This is a genomic window from Salmonella sp. SJTUF15591, from assembly GCF_043356435.1.
In the GTDB taxonomy this organism is placed as follows: Bacteria; Pseudomonadota; Gammaproteobacteria; order Enterobacterales; family Enterobacteriaceae; genus Salmonella; species Salmonella enterica.
This window is the reverse complement of the sequence record NZ_JBEUJO010000002.1, coordinates 95,668-115,134: the sequence shown is the minus strand read 5'-3', so window position 1 is coordinate 115,134 and position 19,467 is coordinate 95,668. Positions and strand designations below refer to the sequence as shown.

Genomic DNA, 19,467 nt, shown 5'->3' with positions numbered 1-19,467 from the left:
CATTCAAGCCGCATCAAAGCGGCAAGTGAGCCTCGGGAACGCGTGACCGGGAAACTCGCAGCCAACGCAGAGGCGGCCTGAAGGATGAAGTGTAGCTTGATTTCAGGATAATTATGAGCAAGAGCACCGCTGAGATCCGTCAGGCGTTTCTCGACTTTTTCCATAGTAAAGGGCATCAGGTAGTTGCCAGCAGTTCCCTGGTGCCTAACAATGACCCCACTCTGTTGTTTACCAATGCCGGGATGAACCAGTTCAAGGATGTTTTCCTTGGGCTCGATAAACGTAATTATTCCCGTGCGACCACTTCCCAGCGTTGCGTACGCGCGGGGGGTAAACACAACGATCTGGAAAACGTCGGATACACTGCACGTCACCATACTTTCTTCGAAATGCTGGGCAACTTCAGCTTCGGCGATTACTTCAAACACGACGCCATTCAGTTCGCATGGGAATTACTGACCGGTGAAAACTGGTTTGCTCTGCCAAAAGAGCGTTTATGGGTCACCGTCTATGAAACCGACGACGAAGCCTATGAGATCTGGGAAAAAGAAGTCGGCATCCCGCGCGAGCGTATTATCCGTATCGGCGACAATAAAGGTGCGCCATACGCATCGGATAACTTCTGGCAGATGGGCGACACCGGTCCCTGCGGTCCGTGCACCGAAATCTTCTACGATCATGGCGACCACATCTGGGGCGGCCCTCCGGGAAGCCCGGAAGAAGATGGCGATCGCTACATTGAGATCTGGAACATCGTCTTTATGCAGTTCAACCGTCAGGCTGACGGGACGATGGAACCATTGCCGAAACCGTCTGTAGATACCGGTATGGGGCTGGAGCGTATTGCCGCGGTACTGCAACACGTTAACTCTAACTATGACATCGACCTGTTCCGCACGTTGATTGAAGCGGTAGCGAAAGTCACCGGCGCCACCGATCTGGGTAATAAATCGCTGCGTGTTATCGCCGACCACATCCGTTCCTGCGCATTCCTGGTTGCCGATGGCGTGCTGCCGTCGAATGAAAACCGTGGCTATGTGCTGCGTCGCATTATTCGTCGCGCGGTTCGTCACGGCAACATGCTGGGCGCGAAAGAGACCTTCTTCTACAAGCTGGTTGGGCCGCTGATTGAGGTAATGGGCTCCGCAGGCGAAGAGTTGAAACGTCAGCAGGCGCAGGTCGAGCAGGTTCTGAAAACGGAAGAAGAGCAGTTCGCCCGTACGCTGGAGCGCGGTCTGGCGCTGCTGGATGAAGAACTGGCGAAATTGCAGGGTGATACCCTGGACGGCGAAACCGCTTTCCGTCTGTATGATACTTATGGTTTCCCGGTCGATCTAACGGCGGACGTCTGCCGTGAGCGCAATATCAAAGTCGACGAAGCCGGTTTTGAAGCCGCCATGGAAGAGCAACGCCGTCGCGCGCGCGAAGCTAGCGGTTTTGGCGCGGACTACAACGCGATGATCCGCGTTGATAGCGCTTCTGAATTTAAAGGTTATGACCATCTGGAACTTAACGGCAAAGTGACTGCGCTGTTTGTCGATGGTAAAGCGGTTGAAGCGATTAACGCGGGACAGGAAGCGGTTGTCGTGCTGGATCAGACCCCATTCTATGCGGAATCAGGCGGTCAGGTTGGCGATAAAGGCGAGCTGAAAGGCGCTGGATTTACTTTCGCTGTGGACGACACGCAAAAATATGGTCAGGCGATTGGTCACCTCGGCAAATTGTCTGCGGGCGCTCTGAAAGTGGGCGATGCGGTACAGGCTGACGTAGATGAAGCGCGCCGCGCACGTATCCGTCTGAACCACTCCGCCACGCACCTGATGCACGCGGCGTTGCGCCAGGTGCTTGGGACACACGTTGCGCAGAAAGGTTCGCTGGTTAGCGATAAAGTGCTGCGCTTCGACTTCTCGCACAATGAAGCGATGAAGCCGTCGGAGATTCGTCAGGTTGAAGATTTGGTGAATGCGCAAATTCGCCGCAACCTGCCGATTGAAACGAACATCATGGATCTCGACGCGGCGAAGGCGAAAGGGGCTATGGCGCTGTTTGGCGAGAAATACGACGAACGTGTACGCGTTCTGAGCATGGGCGATTTCTCTACCGAACTGTGCGGCGGTACTCACGCCAGTCGTACCGGTGATATCGGTCTATTCCGTATTATCTCTGAGTCCGGCACTGCAGCGGGCATTCGTCGTATTGAGGCGGTAACCGGTGAAGGCGCTATGGCCACCGTTCATGCGCAAAGCGATCGCTTAAACGATATTGCGCATCTGCTGAAGGGCGACAGCCAGAATCTGGGCGACAAAGTGCGTGCCGTACTGGAACGTACGCGTCAACTCGAAAAAGAGTTGCAGCAGTTGAAGGACCAGGCCGCAGCGCAGGAGAGTGCAAATCTTTCCAGTAAAGCGGTCGATCTCAACGGCGTGAAGCTCCTGGTTAGCGAGCTTGCTGGTATTGAGCCGAAAATGCTGCGAACCATGGTTGATGATCTGAAAAATCAACTGGGGTCTACCGTTATCGTACTGGCAACGGTTGTTGAAGGTAAGGTTTCTCTGATTGCGGGCGTGTCGAAGGATGTGACCGACCGGGTTAAAGCAGGGGAATTGATTGGTATGGTCGCTCAGCAGGTGGGCGGTAAGGGTGGCGGTCGTCCGGACATGGCGCAAGCCGGTGGTACGGATGCGGCAGCTCTGCCTGCAGCGTTAGCCAGTGTACAAGGCTGGGTCAGCGCAAAATTGCAATAATTATAAGCGTTCGTTGGCGCCGCAGCTCGTGCTGCGGCGTTTACGTCAACGCTATCGACAACGATAAAGTCAGGTTGAAGTTTTGTATATCGGCTAAACTTAGGTTTAACAGAATGTAATGCCATGACTGCTTACACCTAAGGTGTTTGTCATCGCTTACTTTTTGGCGTTATATGATGGATAATGCCGGGATACAGAGAGACCCGACTCTTTTAATCTTTCAAGGAGCAAAGAATGCTGATTCTGACTCGTCGAGTTGGTGAGACCCTCATGATTGGCGATGAGGTCACCGTGACAGTTTTAGGGGTGAAGGGCAACCAGGTGCGTATTGGCGTGAACGCCCCGAAAGAAGTTTCTGTCCATCGTGAAGAGATCTACCAGCGTATCCAGGCTGAAAAATCCCAGCAGTCCAGTTACTAAGGTTTTCGCGTCTCACTTTTCGGGTGAGACGCAGCCTCTCTTCTCGCTCGCCCTCGTTGTCCCTTCATGACTTTTTTCAACCTCACTGTTGATATGGTGCGCTTTTGGCGGCCAGCGTGTCATCAAATTATCTGTTGATAAAACACTCTTTTTGGCTTTTTTACAGACTAATTGAGCGTGAAGTGTGCAAACGATAAAAGCTCTGGAAAAATTGTTTGACTTATAAGTCCCAGAAAGTAATATGTGCGCCACGCAGCGACGATGAGCAGAACAAGTTCTTCGAAGCACTCGTAAGAGGCGTGTGGTGAGGTGGCCGAGAGGCTGAAGGCGCTCCCCTGCTAAGGGAGTATGCGGTCAAAAGCTGCATCCGGGGTTCGAATCCCCGCCTCACCGCCATTTGCATCCGTAGCTCAGCTGGATAGAGTACTCGGCTACGAACCGAGCGGTCGGAGGTTCGAATCCTCCCGGATGCACCATCTCTTACCTGATACGGCTTTCACCGCGGTATCAAAATCTGCAGTAAAGTAAGTTTCCCGATGCATCCGTAGCTCAGCTGGATAGAGTACTCGGCTACGAACCGAGCGGTCGGAGGTTCGAATCCTCCCGGATGCACCATCTCTTACTTGATACGGCTTTCACCGCGGTATCAATATCGGCAGTAAAGCAAGTTTTCCGATGCATCCGTAGCTCAGCTGGATAGAGTACTCGGCTACGAACCGAGCGGTCGGAGGTTCGAATCCTCCCGGATGCACCATATTCTCCGTACTTTCAGTGATGAAGATACGGATAAGATAGCGGTAATCACCGCTGGCACCAGGAAGGATAACGTTGCGTCAGCAACGGCCCGAAGGGCGAGTAATCCTCCCGGATGCACCATCTTATTTAGTGTGGCAGTAAATGCGACATCAAATCTTGTAGTAAACATCATTTCCAATGCATCCGTAGCTCAGCTGGATAGAGTACTCGGCTACGAACCGAGCGGTCGGAGGTTCGAATCCTCCCGGATGCACCATATTCTCCGTACTTTCAGCGATGAAGATGCAGATAAGATAGCGGTAATCACCGCTGGCACCAGGAAGGATAACGTTGCGTCAGCAACGGCCCGAAGGGCGAGCCGTAAGGCGAGTAATCCTCCCGGATGCACCATATTCTCCGTACTTTCAGCGATAAAGATGCAGATAAGATAGCTATAATCACCGCTGGCACCAGGAAGGATAACGTTGCGTCAGCAACGGCCCATAAGGCGAATAATCCTCCCGGATACGTCACTGCCCCGCAATCGCTTTTCCCCTTATCCTGAACACACCTCTTCATCTCTATTAGCGACAAAATCAACCAATTGCGATAAAGTACTGTCTGGTTATTCGGTTTGCGAGAACACGATGTACGCACGTTATGCTGGTTTGATTTTTGATATGGACGGTACTCTCCTGGATACCGAACCCACGCATCGCAAAGCGTGGCGTGAGGTTTTGGGGCGCTATGGTCTTCGTTTTGATGAACAGGCAATGGTCGCGCTTAACGGTTCGCCAACCTGGCTTATCGCCCAGTCAATCATTGAGCTTAACCATGCCGATCTTGATCCCCTGTCACTGGCGCGTGAGAAAACCGACGCGGTAAAAAGCATCCTGCTGGACTGCGTAGAACCGCTGCCGCTGGTTGAGGTGGTTAAAGCGTGGCATGGGCGGCGTCCCATGTCGGTCGGTACCGGTAGCGAAAGTGCTATCGCGGAAGCCTTGTTAGCGCATCTGGGGCTGCGTCGTTATTTTGATGCGGTTGTGGCGGCAGATCACGTACAGCATCACAAACCCGCGCCTGACACCTTCCTATTGTGCGCCCAGCGGATGGGCGTCATGCCGACGCAGTGCGTGGTATTTGAAGATGCCGATTTTGGTTTACAGGCGGCGCGGGCGGCGGGAATGGATGCCGTGGATGTCCGACTATTGTGAGTGACGGACTGTCGCTCCTGTCTCTGTTTGCCAGTAGTTTTCTCAGCGCGACGCTGTTACCCGGTAATTCTGAGGTGGTTTTGGTTGCTATGCTGGTCTCCGGCGTCAGTCATCCCTGGGTCTTAGTCTTCACAGCAACAATGGGTAATAGCCTTGGAGGGGTAACTAACGTTATTCTTGGGCGTTTCTTTCCGCTGCGCAAAACGTCGCGCTGGCAGGAAAAAGCGACTGGCTGGCTAAAGCGTTATGGCGCAGCCACACTATTATTAAGCTGGATGCCGGTCATCGGTGATTTGTTGTGCCTGTTAGCGGGATGGATGCGCATCCCGTGGGGGCGGACGATCTTTTTTTTGTGTCTTGGTAAGGCGCTGCGCTATGTTGCGCTCGCAGCGGCGACGGTTCAGGGCATGATGTGGTGGTAATAATTGTAGGTTTGGCATGTATGGCCGCCATTACAGTTATGCTTATTAAAACGATTTGGACAGGCGGGAGGTCAATTTGATCCCGGACGTATCACAGGCTCTGGCCTGGCTGGAAAAACATCCTCAGGCGTTAAAGGGGATACAGCGCGGGTTAGAGCGCGAAACGCTGCGTGTCAATGCTGATGGCACGCTGGCGACAACAGGTCATCCTGAAGCGTTAGGTTCAGCGCTGACCCATAAATGGATTACCACGGATTTTGCGGAAGCCCTACTGGAGTTTATTACGCCAGTCGATGGCGATATCCAGCATATGCTCACTTTTATGCGCGATCTCCATCGGTATACGGCCAGGAAACTGGGCGATGAGCGGATGTGGCCATTAAGTATGCCCTGCTATATTGCGGAAGGGCAGGACATAGAGCTGGCGCAGTACGGCACATCCAATACCGGGCGCTTTAAGACGCTCTATCGCGAAGGGCTGAAAAATCGTTATGGCGCTTTGATGCAAACCATCTCCGGCGTACATTACAATTTTTCATTACCGATGGCGTTCTGGCAGGCGAAATGCGGCGTTACGGAAGGCGAAGCGGCAAAAGAAAAAATTTCTGCCGGCTATTTTCGTCTGATTCGTAACTATTACCGTTTTGGCTGGGTCATCCCCTATCTGTTTGGCGCGTCTCCGGCCATTTGCTCCTCTTTCCTGCAAGGAAAGCCAACCACATTACCGTTTGAAAAAACGGACTGCGGCATGTACTACCTGCCGTATGCGACGTCGCTGCGTTTGAGTGATTTGGGCTATACCAATAAGTCGCAAAGCAATCTCGGAATTACGTTTAACGATCTACATGAATACGTTGCAGGTCTGAAGCGCGCGATTAAAACCCCTTCCGAGGAGTACGCGCGGATTGGTGTGGAAAAAGACGGTAAGCGGCTACAGATTAACAGCAACGTTCTGCAAATTGAAAATGAGCTGTACGCGCCCATTCGTCCCAAGCGCGTGACGCGCAGCGGCGAATCGCCTTCTGACGCGCTTCTGCGTGGTGGTATTGAGTATATTGAAGTTCGTTCTCTCGATATTAATCCGTTCTCACCGATCGGCGTAGACGAGCAACAGGTGCGCTTCCTCGATCTGTTTATGGTCTGGTGCGTATTGGCCGATGCGCCGGAAATGAGTAGCGATGAGCTGTTATGTACGCGTACTAACTGGAATCGCGTTATTCTGGAAGGGCGTAAGCCGGGCCTGACGTTAGGCATTGGCTGTGAAACTGCGCAGTTCCCGCTGCCCAAAGTAGGGAAAGATCTTTTCCGCGATCTGAAACGCGTGGCGCAAACGCTGGACAGTATCCACGGGGGAGAGGAGTATCAAAAGGTGTGTGACGAGTTGGTCGCCTGCTTTGATAATCCTGAACTGACATTCTCCGCCCGGATCCTACGGTCTATGATTGATGAAGGCATTGGCGGCACCGGGAAAGCGTTCGGTGAGGCTTACCGTAATCTGTTACGCGAAGAGCCGCTGGAGATTTTACAGGAAGAAGAGTTTATTGCTGAACGTGACGCTTCAGTACGTCGTCAGCAGGAGATTGAGGCGGCGGATACCGAGCCGTTTGCCGCGTGGCTTGCGAAACACGCCTGACCCAAAAGAAAAAGGCCACTCACTGAGTGGCCAAAATTTCATCGCTGAAAACAGGGATGATGATAACAAATGCGCGTCTTTCATATACTCAGACTCGCCCCGGAACAAAGAGTTCAGTTTATTTTTAAAAAATTATCGGAGGTGACTAAATGCCATTATTAGATAGCTTCGCAGTCGATCATACCCGGATGCAAGCGCCGGCGGTCCGGGTTGCAAAAACGATGAACACCCCGCATGGCGACGCAATCACCGTGTTTGATCTGCGTTTTTGCATTCCGAACAAAGAAGTGATGCCGGAAAAAGGGATTCATACGCTTGAGCATCTGTTTGCTGGCTTTATGCGCGACCACCTCAACGGTAACGGCGTTGAGATTATCGATATCTCGCCGATGGGCTGCCGTACCGGTTTCTACATGAGCCTGATTGGCACGCCGGACGAGCAGCGTGTTGCCGACGCGTGGAAAGCGGCGATGGCGGATGTGCTGAAAGTGCAGGATCAAAACCAGATCCCGGAGCTGAACGTTTACCAGTGCGGTACGTATCAGATGCACTCGCTCAGTGAAGCGCAGGACATTGCCCGTCATATTCTGGAGCGTGATGTGCGCGTGAACAGCAATAAAGAGCTGGCGCTGCCGAAAGAAAAACTGCAGGAACTGCATATTTAGTCTTATTGGTAAGCGTTTCCAGTATTTAAATTAACCCCGGTTTATGGCCGGGGTTTTTTATTGCTTAATATAATTTGCGTTTATTATATTTGCGGCGAGAATACATTTTAAATTAAGTAATGCCTGGCCTGTTAAATAATAAAATGTGATCTGGCAAACAGAAAAGGCGGATAACTCACGATGCCAGAGTGTATTGATCACATAAACTAAAAATCATAAATAATTAATAGAAAAACATAATGGAATGCGCCAGATATCCAGGTAATAACAAGACTCTACTAATAGCCGGTCGATGGGGTTTTTAGCAAATCTTATCTGGTATACATCAAACTTAAGGGATAAAAAATGAAGGCTAAATATTTGGCGCTGATGATCGGTGCTTGCTTTTCTCATAACCTTTGGGCAGCGAATAATATCACTATTGAGCAGCGTCTGGCTGAACTGGAGCAACGTGTTGTTAATGCTGAAAAACGGGCATCCGATGCCGAGGCGCAAATTCGCTCGCTGAAACAGCAGCAGGTCGCCGCTACGCCGACGGTGAATGTCCAGTCCGCCGAGCCCATTGCAGCAGGTAAAACGCCGCCGAAGCTGACCTTATCCGGATTCAGCGATATTAAGTTCTATGGCGATGTCGAATTTAATATGGATGCGGCAAGCCGTTCCGGTAGCCTGACCTCGATGAGAACGTCAGCGAATAAAGATTGGGCATCAGGAACCAATGAACGCTGGGATATTAACGGACGCCTGTTGTTGGGCTTTGATGGCTACCAGCGGCTGGACAACGGTAATTTTGCCGGATTCTCTGTACAGCCTCTGGCGGACCTGACCGGAAAAATGAACCTTGATGATGCCGTTTTCTTCTTTGGTCGTGAGAATGACTGGAAAATTAAGGTTGGTCGTTTTGAAGCCTACGATATGTTCCCGCTGAATCAGGATACGTTTATTGAATATTCGGGGAATACAGCGAACGATCTTTACAGTGACGGTTACGGCTATATCTATATGATGAAAGAAGGACGGGGACGTAGCGACAGCGGGGGTAACTTCCTGCTGAGTAAAACCATCGACAACTGGTATTTCGAAGTTAACACATTGCTGGAAAATGGCAGTACGTTATATACCGAGAAGCAGTACCACGGAATGGATTTAAGCAACGATAAAAACGTGGCTTACGTCCGTCCGGTTATCGCCTGGCAAAACGGGCGTTTTTCAACGGCGATAGCGATGGAAAGTAACGTCGTTAACAACGCCTATGGCTATTATGAGAATGGGAAGTGGATCGATCAGTCAGATCGTACGGGCTATGGTTTTACCATGACCTGGAATGGTCAAAAAACTGACCCGGAAGATGGCGCAGTGATTAACCTGAATACCGCCTATATGGATGCGACCGATGAGACAGATTTTACTGCTGGGGTGAATGCGTTGTGGCATCGATTTGAACTGGGTTATATCTATGCGCATAACAAAATCGAAGCCTTTAATGCTACCAATATCGATGCCGTTTGTGAGGACGATTGCTGGATCACCGATCCCGGCAATTATGACATTCACACTATTCATGCCTCATATTTATTCCCCAACGTGATGGATATGAAAAACTTTAACATCTACCTCGGCGCCTATGCTTCATGGGTAGAGGCCAATCCGAATAATGGCGATAACAGTGAAGATGCGCGTTACGGCGGGCGTCTGAGATTCAAATATTTCTTCTGATTGTTGGTCTACTAAAAAAGGGATCCGTAGATCCCTTTTATCAGATAGTTAGTGCGCGCCGCCACCGCCGCCGCCCGCACCGAAGGGCGGTTTGGCGAACCACACCAGGCCGAGCAGCACCAGGAAGATCCCCGCCGACATCCAGAAGATTTCGTTGGCGGAAATAATCAGCCCCTGATTCGTGATTTGCTGGGCTATCCAGCCTGACGCCTGTTGGTGCGTCATCCCTAAGCCTTCCAGTTTATCGTACATAGCCTGAGCGTTTGGATTATACGCCGTAACCGACTCCGTGAGCTGAGCATGGTGTAGCGACTCACGATCGGTCCACATAGTGGTGGTAATCGAGGTGCCAATGGAGCCCGCCAGCGTTCGCGTGAAGTTCGACAGGCTTGATGCCGCTGCCAGCCGTTCTGGCGGTAACCCGGAGAGCGTAATGGTGGTCAGCGGCATAAAGAAACAGGCGACGGCAAATCCCTGAATAAACTGCGGCCATGCGGAAGCGCCGAAATCCATACCCGGTTCGAACGTCCAGGCGCGCCAGTAAAAACAGACGGCGTACATAATGAAGCTGAATGTGACCAGCCTGCGCATATCCAGTTTATGCGCGAAGCGTCCGATAATCGGCGATAAAATTACCGGAATAATGCCGACTGGCGCCGACGCCAGACCTGCCCACGTTGCGGTATAGCCGTACACCTCTTGCAAAAGCTGCGGCAGTAGAACAATGGCGCCGAAATAGAGCATATAGGCAAGGCTGATGCACAAGCAGCCAATAGTGAAGTTACGCGATTTAAAAAGAGAAAGATCGACGATAGGGTGATCGTCGGTCAGTTCCCAGACGATCAGGAAACTGATGGCGATGACGGCGACCACGGTCAGGATGATAATTTCCTGTGAGGAGAACCAGTCCAGCTCTTTACCGCGATCGAGCATAATTTGCAGGCTGCCGATGCCAATCACCAGTAACGCCAGCCCGACGGCGTCAATACGTCGCCGTTCGGTATGCGTTTCACGTCCGCGCAGCGTGTGTAACGTCATCAGGACGACGGCGATGCCAATCGGCACGTTGATGAAGAAAATCCATCCCCAGTGGTAATTATCACTGATATAGCCCCCCAGAATCGGGCCGCAAATCGGCGCGACAATGACGGTCATTGACCAGAGCGCCAGCGCAATGGAGCGCTTTGCAGGCGGATAGTTATTCAACAACAGGCTTTGCGAGAGCGGAATCAGCGGCCCGGCGACCACGCCCTGCACCACGCGGAAGAAGATCAGCATATTCAGGCTGCTGGATACGCCACAGGCCCAGGAGGCCGCGGCAAAGGCGACCGTCGACCACATGAACAGTTTGACTTCGCCAAAACGTTTCGCCAGCCAGCCGGTTAAGGGAATCGAGATAGCGTTCGCCACCCCGAAAGAGGTGATAACCCATGTCCCCTGGCTTAGGGAAGAACCCAGGTTCCCGGCGATGGTCGGAATCGCCACGTTGGCAATGGTGGAGTCCAGCACCTGCATGAATGTCGCCAGCGACAGCGCGATCGTCATGATGACGAGCTGCGCGCCCTCCAGCGGTTTTTGCTGTTGCATCACACGCACCTCAGGATTAACCCGCGTTAGCCTGTACGATGTCGTCGATCAGTTTATTGACCGGCGCGAGATTAATTTCGCGTGCGTTACTTTCGGCAACCGGCGTCGTTCGTACCTGGCTGGCCAGTACCTGACCGTCGCGATTCGCGGTATCCACGGTGACCAGCGTCGATAAACCAATACGCAGCGGATGTTGTTCTAACTGGCGGGCGTCCAGTTCGACGCGTACCGGCAGACGTTGAACCACTTTAATCCAGTTACCCGTCGCATTTTGCGCGGGCAGCAGGGAGAAGGCGCTGCCTGTTCCCATATCCAGACCGACGACTTTACCGGTGTATTTTACGTCGTCGCCATAAATATCAGTAATCACCGTCACTGGCTGCCCAATGCGCATATTCGCTAATTGGGTTTCTTTAAAGTTAGCGTCCACCCACAGATCGGTTGCAGGCACCACGGCCATCAGCGGCGTGGTGGGGCTGATTTGCGCGCCAGGCTGGACGGCACGGCGGGAGACATAACCAGTCATTGGGCTGACGATGCGAGTACGCTCCAGCGCCAGCCAGGCGTTACGCACTTCGGTCGCCGCTTGTTGAACCGCGGGCTGATCTTCCAGTTTACTGTTGAGTATCATTGCCTGGTTGGCATTGTACTGTTGAATGGCGACATCCAGCTGTGCCTGCGCGCTGGCGACGGCATCGCGGGCGTGTTGCAGCTCTTCACGGCCAATAAGATTGGCATTACCCAGCGGCACACGACGGTTAAGGTCGCTTTGCGCTTGCGCCAGGGCGGTTTTTTGCACGTCGATATTCGCCTGCAACTGCTTGCTGTTAATCATCAACTGGTGCGTCTGGCGCACACTGGAGGCCAGCGCCGTTTTGGCTTTTTCAAACGCTTGTTTGGCGTCAGTCTGATCGAGCGTGACCAGAACATCGCCCTCTTTTACAAAGTCGGTGTTATCAGCCCAGACTTTCGTCACGCTGCCTGACACCTGCGCCATGATTTGAACCTGGTTCCCTGCCACGTAAGCATCATCTGTCTCTTCAATATGACGCAATACTAAAAACCAATAAATTCCATATGCCACGGCAATAATAACAAAGAGCAAGGTAAGAAGTAGCAGCGCTGTTTTGCGTTTGCCTTTCTTCTTAGCCGGTTGCTGCGGGGTTTGGATCTCCGCATTTGCGCTCATGTTGTTCTCCACGATCTTATTATTCACATCGGCTGAGCCGACCTGTTGTCAGAAAGGCCAGCAGTAACGCGTGCCGGCCTGTCCGCTTTCCTGTTATTAATCTGGATTTTTGAGCGGGTCGGCGCTTTAGCGCAGCGCCTCAAGAACAGTGCCTTCCTGCTCCATTTGATCAAGACGCGTCAGGAGTTTACGAGTGATGTGCTCAAGTTGATCTTTTTCGGCAGTGCTAAGTGATGACCAGAGTTGATGCAGACAATGATGCTGAGGTGGAAGCACTTCTTGCAAAAATGCCTGGCCTTTCTCCGTTAATTGCAGATGCAGGCAACGGCGGTCGTTATCGCTCTCACGACGCTCAATCCAGCCGCGTTTTTCCAGCTCATCTGCAATGCGTGTCGCATTGGTGCGAGATGAACCCAGCGCGCAGCTTAATTCAGACGGCTGAATACTGTGGTTTTCCTGAGACTCCAGCGTAATCAACGCCATAAACAACGTCTCGTTAATCCCTTGAGCCTTCAGCATCTTATTGCGGTTTTCCAGGAGCTTGCCTTGCATGTGCATACAAAGACGAGTCAAAAGAATTTCCTGATAAGGAAAGTCTTCGTGACGGCTGGCGCGAAATTTTAGCATTTGTTCAATGGGCGTAAACGAACTATCCATTTGGGCATGACCTCATTAATTTCAGCCGATATAGTAACGACAGTGACAAATAAAGTAAATGTATTATTAATACAAAATCATTCTTTCAGGCTATAAAGCAACCAATGATACGCAGACTGAGACGCCAGCGGGAACATTGGGCCCGGTAAAGCGCCGCCTGCGGCAAATCCAGGAATGACGAGAAAAGCGTGAGTGCCTGCATGAAAAAATCAGGAGAGAACGATAAGCGGGAGGGGCGAAAGCCGGGTAAACGGCCTTACAACCCGATGCAAAAGCCACCGGAATATCACGGATAGCTATCGGTGAACGACCTTCGAATCCTTGAACGGGCGCTATTGGCCTGGGAGCAGATGGGGATGCAGGGCTTTCCATAGAATTATATTATTCTTCACCGGTATAAAAATAACCATGATAAATGAATAGCATAACCTTAACAGACTGGGGAGCTCCTTAACACCCTAAGGAGCTTAAACAAAGGTAAACGCTCACTATCCGCTTAATTTACGGCTTCCTGTCGGTGAAAACCTCGCCACCAGACCAGTAAATTAAGTAAGGCTACCGTGACACCCGCCAGACAAACGCCGGCCCAGCCGGCATGTTGCCAGGCGGAGGCGGAAATCAGCGACCCTGCGGCGCCACCGATAAAGTAGCTGGTCATATAGCCGGCGGTGAGCCGGTTACGCGCATCCGGATGCAAACGATAGATGACCGTCTGATTGGTGATATGTACCCCCTGAACGGTGAGGTCCAGTACCAGAATGCCAATAATCAGCGCCAGTACCGAGGTGTGCCCAAGCCAGATCGCCAGCCAGGAGAGTAACAGCAGCAGTAAGCCGAACGTGGTGGTGAGGTGAGATTTACCTTTATCGGCAAATCCGCCCGCCGGACGCGCGCCTAAAGCGCCGGCGGCCCCCGCCAGGCCAAACAGGCCAATCATCCCCTCGGAATAGCTAAACGGCGGCGCGGCGAGCAAAAAGGCCATTGATGTCCAGAGGATGCTGAAATTAGCAAAGGTCAGACAGCCCAGCAGCGCGCGGGTACGCAGCAGCTTATCGTGAATAAACAGGCTGAATACAGAACCCAACAGTTGCGGGTAGTTAAGATGGGTGTCGGATTTGAGCTTTGGCAGTCCGCGCCATAACGCGACGGCCATCAGCGCCATCAGCGCCGACGCTACCCAAAATACGGTGCGCCAACCGCCGAGGTTTGCCAGCAGTCCGGCGACCGTTCGCGCCAGCAGGATCCCCAGCAACAGGCCGCTCATAATGGTGCCGACCACTTTACCGCGGGTGGCGGGCGTCGCAAGCGTGGCGGCCAGCGGAACCAGAATCTGCGCCACCACGGAGAACAGTCCGGTTAAGGCCGTTCCGAGTATCATCATGCTAAGCGACTGACTGCTGGCGGTGATCAGCATTCCGCCAGCCGCCAGCAACGTCATGGAGACAATCAGCGTTCGGCGTTCAAACATGTCGCCGAGCGGCACCAGAAACAACAGGCCAGCGGCATAGCCCAACTGCGCGGCGGTAACGATAAACCCTGCGGAGCTGGCGGAAAGCGAAAAGTGATGTGCGATGGTATCAAGCAGCGGCTGGGCGTAGTAGTTGCTGGCGACCGCCAGCCCCGTGGCCACAGACATTAAAACGATCAGCGCCGGGCTAAGCTCATGAGTGGGTTTCGTCATTATGGTAATCGTGATTCAGATAATTATTTCCTGGGAAAACAATCATAGCGGATGTTGATGAATAAAGGGGAACGGTGACGTGATGAATCGTGCGCTTTGAGGAGAGATTGCGTTGGCCGGATAGCGGCGCATGAACTGCGCCTTATCCGGCATAAAAAACGATCTTATTTCTGCGCGGCCAGCGCTTCTTTCACCCAGCCGTCAAACTGCTGCTGGTGGGCGTTGATCCAGCCGTCCACGTGGCCCTGAACATCGGCTTCAGACGATTTACCGGCATGCATCATGGCGTTCTGCGCGTTGATATCCGCCAGCGGCAGCTTCATGATGGCGAACAGTTTCGCCGCCGCCGGGTTTTTCTCCGCCCATGCCTTATTGGCGACAATATGCATGGTATTAACCGGGAACCCATAGTTCGCGCCGTTCGGCAGTTTAGTATCAATATTTTTCTGTTCGCCCGGCAGAGAGGAGAACGGCACCTGTAGCCAGACGACATCTTTACCCGGCTTCATTACGTCGCTCACCCAGTACGGGGTCCAGGTGTAATACAGCACCGGCTTGCCTTCTTTAAAACGGGTAATGGTATCAGCCATCATCGCCGCATAGTTACCGTGGCTGACCTCAACGGTTTTTTGCAGATCAAACGCTTTATTCTGGTGATTGATCACGGCTTCGCAGCCCCAGCCCGGCGAGCAGCCCATCATGTCCGCTTTTCCGTCGCCATTGGTATCGAAGATTTTGGCGATTTTCGGATCTTTTAGCTGAGCGATATTGGTGATGTTGTACTGCTCGGCGGTTTTTTTATCGATCAGATAGCCCTGCGCAGCGCCGGAAACAAAGACGCCCTCGCGATAAAACTTGTTGTCTCCGCCTGCTGCGGCATACATATCATCATGCAGCGGCTGCCAGTTCACGGCGGTAAACGTCGCATCGCCAGAGGCGATAGAGGTGTAGCCTACGTTGTAATCGACTTCACTCGGCTTATTTACGGTATAACCCAACTTTTCCAGCGCCCGGCTGACCAGTAACGTCTGGAAGGACTCTTCAGAAATCGTGCTTTGGATTGGTTGGACGGTAATGCCTTTGCCAGGCAGGTCGGCAGCGAAAGCGCTGGCGGTGACAAGGGTGGCAAACGCTGAGGCAAATATCACAGTATGTCGCATCGTTGTTCCTTTAATTATGGTAGGGAGTTGTAAGCCCGGTAAGCGCAATGTCACCGGGCGTCAGGAGAGTTACTTAACGAAAGGGCGGGTGATTAGCCCAACAGGACCGGTGGTATACCAGCGACGGTTACCGCGGCTACGCGAGTCGCGCCCGACGGCCTGCGTCAGACGGTCCAGAATGATGGCGAGAATCACAATGCCGACGCCGCCGACGGTTGCCAGCCCCATATCAAGACGACCAATGCCGCGTAGTACCATCTGGCCAAGTCCGCCGACCGCAATCATCGAGGCGATGACGACCATCGAGAGAGCCAGCATCAGCGTCTGATTAACGCCTGCCATAATGGTGGGCATCGCCAGCGGTAGCTGCACTTTGAACAACATTTGGCGCGGGCTGGCGCCGAACGAGCGCGACGCTTCAATTAAGTCGGCAGGCACCTGGTTAATGCCCAGGATCGTCAGGCGTACAATCGGCGGTAGAGCAAAAATAATCGTCACCACCACGCCCGGCACGTTACCGATGCCGAATAACATGACAATCGGCACCAGATAGACAAACGCGGGCGTGGTCTGCATCGCATCCAGCAGCGGACGAACTATTTTGGCCGCGCGCGGGCTGCGCGCCAGCCAGATTCCCATCGGTAATCCGATCACGACGCAGAACAACAGGGCGGTCAATACCAGCGCCAGGGTAATCATCGCCTGCGACCAGGCGCCGATCGCGCCGATGGCGATCAGCGATATCAGCGTTGCGATCCCCATGCCCACGCCGGAAACCTGCCAGGCAATCAGCGCAAAGAGAATAATCGCCACAGGGGCGGGCATGCCCAGCAGCAGTTGCTGAAAGCCGTTAAGGATGTAATCCACCGGCACACGAATCCCCTGAAAAAGGGGACGGAAATGGGTGACGACCCAGTCGATTCCCTCTGTGACCCAGCTATCCAGCGGGATCAGCGTCTTATGGAACGGGTCCAGAAGAGAAAAGTGTTCAGGGGCTGGCGCGGGCGCGCTGTTCAACCAGTCGGTACTGCCGCCGTCCGTGGCTACGCCTGCCGGTGTTCCCCAGGCATCAGCCGTTTGCGTCGTCGTATCGGCCACCTGTGCGGTATCCCACGGATTCGTTTGATCAGCCATTGTTACCCCCCTCGCGATCTAAAGCCTGTAGCAACATACGTTTTGAAATAATGCCAACATACTGGTGTTCTTCATCGACAACCGGCACCGCGCAGGGCGCCTGGCCGACGTGAGAGAGCAACTCGCTGAGTGGGGTTTGCGCATCAACGACTAAAGGGTCGTCGATAAGCGCCGCTTCAATCCCTTGCGCCTGGCTTAATGCCGCTTTTAATGAGTCGATGGACACGACGCCCACGAATTTATTGCCACGCTCAATGACGTAACCATATTCACGGTCTTCGTCCTGTAATAATTTCAGTGCCGAACGGGGACCAAAACCTGGCGTTTTACGAATTAATCCGACCGGACTGCGACGGGCAATATCTTTGGCGCTAAAGACCTGACTAATATCCACGCCACGGAAGAACGTGCGGACATAATCATTTGCCGGATTATTCAGGATCTCATCCGGCGTACCAACCTGTACAACCTCGCCATTTTGCATAATGGCAATCCTGTCGCCAATACGCATAGCCTCATCAAGATCGTGGGAAATAAAGACAATGGTGCGCTGATGTTTCGCCTGTAATTTCACCAGTTCATCCTGCATCTCGGTACGAATTAATGGATCGAGGGCGGAAAACGCTTCATCCATTAATAAGATATCAGGGTTGATTGCCAGCGCGCGGGCAAGCCCAACACGCTGACGCATCCCACCGGAAAGTTCATCCGGATAGGCGTGAGCGTAATTCTCAAGCCCCACCTGACGCAAGGCGTCCAGCGCTTTTTCGCGACGCTCTTGCGCCGCGATGCCCGCTAATTCCATACCGAATGCCGTATTATCCAGCACGGTCATATGCGGCATGAGCGCAAATGACTGGAAGACCATCGCAATCTTTTTCCTGCGCACCTCGCGAAGCTCAGCGTCTGATATTTTGGCAATATCAACGCCGTCAATCAGTACCTGTCCGCGGGTGGGTTCAATCAGGCGATTGAGAAGGCGTACCATTGTGGATTTACCCGAGCCGGATAATCCCATGATGACAAATATCTCGCCTTCTTCAATGGCCAGACTGGCGTCTTTAACGCCAAGCGATAGCCCCGTTTTTTCCAGTATTTGCTCTTTCGATAGTCCCTTTTCAATATATTTGAAGGCACGCTGCGGATGCTCTCCAAATATTTTATACAGATTCTTCACTTCTAATTTAATTGCCATGCAATAGAATGATTCCTGTTATTTACTTATGTCGATATGTTACCTGATAGAAATAGTTACCTTTTTCTACCCTAACATACTCAGAATCTGAGACAACCCTGAATTTGCTTCTGGCATGAATATTGCGAGGTGCTATCGGCTGTGGTTTCCCATGATATAAGGGCTGAACGCGAATGGGGAGGGAGAGATATTTTTTGAGACAACCAGCAAAAATCCACCTGAATTGGAGGAATCCAGGTGAATAATGTCACTCGTATTGAGTGTAGGACATGTTGTAATATTTGCGCGATTTAACCCGGTATTGCTTGAAATAAAGGCATGGAAAATGTAACGTTATTTCCCATGCCCGCAAGGTTAAAAATTCCAGTCTTCGTCTTCGGTTTCGACTGTTTTCCCCATCACATAAGATGAACCTGATCCGGAAAAGAAATCATGATTTTCGTCGGCATTCGGCGAGAGCGCAGCAAGGATTGCGGGATTCACGTCTGCCATCTCCGGCGGAAATAACGCCTCATAACCCAGGTTCATTAAGGCTTTATTGGCGTTGTAGCACAAGAAGGCTTTGACGTCGTTAACCCAGCCGGTTTCCGCATATAACGCTTCTGTGTAGCAGATTTCGTTGTCGTACAGTTCCATCAACAAATCGAGCGCGAAAAGCTTTAACTCTTCACGCTCGATTGCCGATAGTTTTTGTAGCGCTATCTGATATTTATAGCCAATATAATAACCGTGAACCGCTTCATCGCGAATGATTAAACGAATCAGGTCGGCAGTGTTCGTGAGCTTACCGCGGCTGGAGAAATACATCGGCAGCCAGAAGCCGGAATAGAACAGAAAAGACTCTAAAAAGACGCTGGCAATCTTTTTCTTTAGCGGTTCATCGCTGACGTAATGAGCCAAAATAATCTGCGCCTTACGCTGAAGCGGCGGGTTTTCTTCGCTCCAGGCGTAGGCGGCATCAACCTCTTTCGTCTGGCACAGCGTGGAAAAAATAGAACTGTAAGAGCGGGCGTGTACCGCTTCCATAAAGCTGATGTTCGACAGCACGGCCTCTTCATGCGGCGTGATGGCATCTGCCATTAACGACGGCGCGCCTGCGATGTTCTGGATAGTGTCGAGCAGCGTAAGTCCCGTAAACACGCGAATGGTGAGCTGCTGTTCGGCGGCGCTCAGCGTCTGCCAGGCCGGAATATCATTCGATAACGGCACTTTTTCCGGCAGCCAGAAGTTACTGGTCAGCCGGTTCCACACCTCCAGATCTTTGTCGTCCTGGATCTTGTTCCAGTTGATGGCGCTAATACGAGATAATTTCATA

At 52.3% G+C, this 19,467-nt stretch carries 15 protein-coding genes and 5 tRNA genes; 12 read left to right on the top strand and 8 right to left on the bottom strand.

The window, feature by feature from the left end:
- Window positions 1-113 precede the first annotated feature (113 nt).
- From alaS to ABVM99_RS04660, 12 genes are all read left to right on the top strand, one after another.
- The gene (gene alaS, locus ABVM99_RS04715; RefSeq protein ID WP_000047228.1) at window positions 114-2,744 is read left to right on the top strand and encodes an alanine--tRNA ligase; all 2,631 of its coding nucleotides are present in this window, start codon (window positions 114-116) and stop codon (window positions 2,742-2,744) included.
- A gap of 234 nt (window positions 2,745-2,978) precedes the next feature.
- On the top strand, window positions 2,979-3,164 hold the full coding sequence (csrA, locus tag ABVM99_RS04710; protein WP_000906486.1) for a carbon storage regulator CsrA: 186 nt from the start codon (window positions 2,979-2,981) through the stop codon (window positions 3,162-3,164).
- A 303-nt stretch (window positions 3,165-3,467) separates the two neighbouring features.
- Window positions 3,468-3,560 (top strand) — tRNA-Ser (locus ABVM99_RS04705).
- Window positions 3,561-3,563: 3 nt separating this feature from the next.
- Window positions 3,564-3,640: transfer RNA gene (locus ABVM99_RS04700), tRNA-Arg, on the top strand.
- Window positions 3,641-3,702: 62 nt separating this feature from the next.
- Window positions 3,703-3,779 (top strand) — tRNA-Arg (locus tag ABVM99_RS04695).
- 62 nt (window positions 3,780-3,841) lie between these two features.
- A tRNA-Arg gene (locus ABVM99_RS04690) sits at window positions 3,842-3,918 on the top strand.
- Between the two features lie 181 nt (window positions 3,919-4,099).
- Window positions 4,100-4,176 (top strand) — tRNA-Arg (locus ABVM99_RS04685).
- Between the two features lie 370 nt (window positions 4,177-4,546).
- Complete coding sequence (gene yqaB / locus ABVM99_RS04680; RefSeq protein WP_000271296.1) at window positions 4,547-5,113, top strand: fructose-1-phosphate/6-phosphogluconate phosphatase; 567 nt, start codon at window positions 4,547-4,549, stop codon at window positions 5,111-5,113.
- On the top strand, window positions 5,110-5,535 hold the full coding sequence (locus tag ABVM99_RS04675; protein WP_023194876.1) for a YqaA family protein: 426 nt from the start codon (window positions 5,110-5,112) through the stop codon (window positions 5,533-5,535). The genes yqaB and ABVM99_RS04675 overlap by 4 nt, the downstream gene beginning before the upstream one ends.
- 76 nt (window positions 5,536-5,611) lie before the next feature.
- Window positions 5,612-7,168 (top strand): glutamate--cysteine ligase, encoded by a 1,557-nt coding sequence (gshA, locus tag ABVM99_RS04670; protein WP_000611821.1) that lies wholly within the window; start codon window positions 5,612-5,614, stop codon window positions 7,166-7,168.
- A 149-nt stretch (window positions 7,169-7,317) separates the two neighbouring features.
- Window positions 7,318-7,833, top strand: a complete 516-nt coding sequence (gene luxS / locus ABVM99_RS04665; RefSeq protein WP_001130194.1) for an S-ribosylhomocysteine lyase — start codon at window positions 7,318-7,320, stop codon at window positions 7,831-7,833.
- Between the two features lie 345 nt (window positions 7,834-8,178).
- Entirely contained in the window at window positions 8,179-9,549 is a 1,371-nt protein-coding gene (locus tag ABVM99_RS04660; RefSeq protein ID WP_000645140.1) for a carbohydrate porin, read from the top strand.
- 48 nt (window positions 9,550-9,597) lie between these two features.
- Here ABVM99_RS04660 and emrB read toward each other — a convergent pair whose 3' ends face one another.
- The 8 genes from emrB to nrdF all read right to left on the bottom strand — a co-directional run bounded on the left by emrB (window position 9,598) and on the right by nrdF (window position 19,466).
- Window positions 9,598-11,136 (bottom strand): multidrug efflux MFS transporter permease subunit EmrB, encoded by a 1,539-nt coding sequence (gene emrB / locus ABVM99_RS04655; protein ID WP_001187298.1) that lies wholly within the window; start codon window positions 11,134-11,136, stop codon window positions 9,598-9,600.
- Window positions 11,137-11,152: 16 nt separating this feature from the next.
- The gene (emrA, locus tag ABVM99_RS04650) at window positions 11,153-12,325 is read right to left on the bottom strand and encodes a multidrug efflux MFS transporter periplasmic adaptor subunit EmrA (protein WP_001275600.1); all 1,173 of its coding nucleotides are present in this window, start codon (window positions 12,323-12,325) and stop codon (window positions 11,153-11,155) included.
- Between the two features lie 126 nt (window positions 12,326-12,451).
- Window positions 12,452-12,982, bottom strand: a complete 531-nt coding sequence (gene mprA / locus ABVM99_RS04645) for a transcriptional repressor MprA (RefSeq protein ID WP_000378431.1) — start codon at window positions 12,980-12,982, stop codon at window positions 12,452-12,454.
- 496 nt (window positions 12,983-13,478) lie between these two features.
- Window positions 13,479-14,663 carry an MFS transporter gene (locus ABVM99_RS04640; protein ID WP_000165758.1) on the bottom strand — a complete coding sequence of 395 codons (1,185 nt, stop codon included), beginning with the start codon at window positions 14,661-14,663 and terminating at the stop codon, window positions 13,479-13,481.
- 164 nt (window positions 14,664-14,827) lie between these two features.
- Window positions 14,828-15,823 carry a glycine betaine/L-proline ABC transporter substrate-binding protein ProX gene (gene proX / locus ABVM99_RS04635; protein WP_001216618.1) on the bottom strand — a complete coding sequence of 332 codons (996 nt, stop codon included), beginning with the start codon at window positions 15,821-15,823 and terminating at the stop codon, window positions 14,828-14,830.
- Window positions 15,824-15,892: 69 nt separating this feature from the next.
- Window positions 15,893-16,957, bottom strand: coding sequence for a glycine betaine/L-proline ABC transporter permease ProW (gene proW / locus ABVM99_RS04630; protein WP_000775022.1), 1,065 nt, complete (start codon window positions 16,955-16,957; stop codon window positions 15,893-15,895).
- Window positions 16,950-18,152 carry a glycine betaine/L-proline ABC transporter ATP-binding protein ProV gene (gene proV, locus ABVM99_RS04625; RefSeq protein ID WP_000985529.1) on the bottom strand — a complete coding sequence of 401 codons (1,203 nt, stop codon included), beginning with the start codon at window positions 18,150-18,152 and terminating at the stop codon, window positions 16,950-16,952. The genes proW and proV overlap by 8 nt, the downstream gene beginning before the upstream one ends.
- Window positions 18,153-18,506: 354 nt before the next feature.
- On the bottom strand, window positions 18,507-19,466 hold the full coding sequence (gene nrdF, locus ABVM99_RS04620; protein WP_000777901.1) for a class 1b ribonucleoside-diphosphate reductase subunit beta: 960 nt from the start codon (window positions 19,464-19,466) through the stop codon (window positions 18,507-18,509).
- Between the last annotated feature and the right edge of the window lies 1 nt (window position 19,467).

Bases quoted from the DNA above. Each gene is read 5' to 3' on its own strand.
- yqaB (WP_000271296.1), top strand. From the start codon at position 4,547: ATGTACGCACGTTATGCTGGTTTGATTTTTGATATGGACGGTACTCTC.
- csrA (WP_000906486.1), top strand. From the start codon at position 2,979: ATGCTGATTCTGACTCGTCGAGTTGGTGAGACCCTCATGATTGGCGAT.
- mprA (WP_000378431.1), bottom strand. From the start codon at position 12,982: ATGGATAGTTCGTTTACGCCCATTGAACAAATGCTAAAATTTCGCGCC.
- ABVM99_RS04660 (WP_000645140.1), top strand. From the start codon at position 8,179: ATGAAGGCTAAATATTTGGCGCTGATGATCGGTGCTTGCTTTTCTCAT.
- proX (WP_001216618.1), bottom strand. From the start codon at position 15,823: ATGCGACATACTGTGATATTTGCCTCAGCGTTTGCCACCCTTGTCACC.
- ABVM99_RS04640 (WP_000165758.1), bottom strand. From the start codon at position 14,663: ATGACGAAACCCACTCATGAGCTTAGCCCGGCGCTGATCGTTTTAATG.
- nrdF (WP_000777901.1), bottom strand. From the start codon at position 19,466: ATGAAATTATCTCGTATTAGCGCCATCAACTGGAACAAGATCCAGGAC.
- proW (WP_000775022.1), bottom strand. From the start codon at position 16,957: ATGGCTGATCAAACGAATCCGTGGGATACCGCACAGGTGGCCGATACG.
- emrA (WP_001275600.1), bottom strand. From the start codon at position 12,325: ATGAGCGCAAATGCGGAGATCCAAACCCCGCAGCAACCGGCTAAGAAG.
- emrB (WP_001187298.1), bottom strand. From the start codon at position 11,136: ATGCAACAGCAAAAACCGCTGGAGGGCGCGCAGCTCGTCATCATGACG.
- luxS (WP_001130194.1), top strand. From the start codon at position 7,318: ATGCCATTATTAGATAGCTTCGCAGTCGATCATACCCGGATGCAAGCG.
- alaS (WP_000047228.1), top strand. From the start codon at position 114: ATGAGCAAGAGCACCGCTGAGATCCGTCAGGCGTTTCTCGACTTTTTC.
- proV (WP_000985529.1), bottom strand. From the start codon at position 18,152: ATGGCAATTAAATTAGAAGTGAAGAATCTGTATAAAATATTTGGAGAG.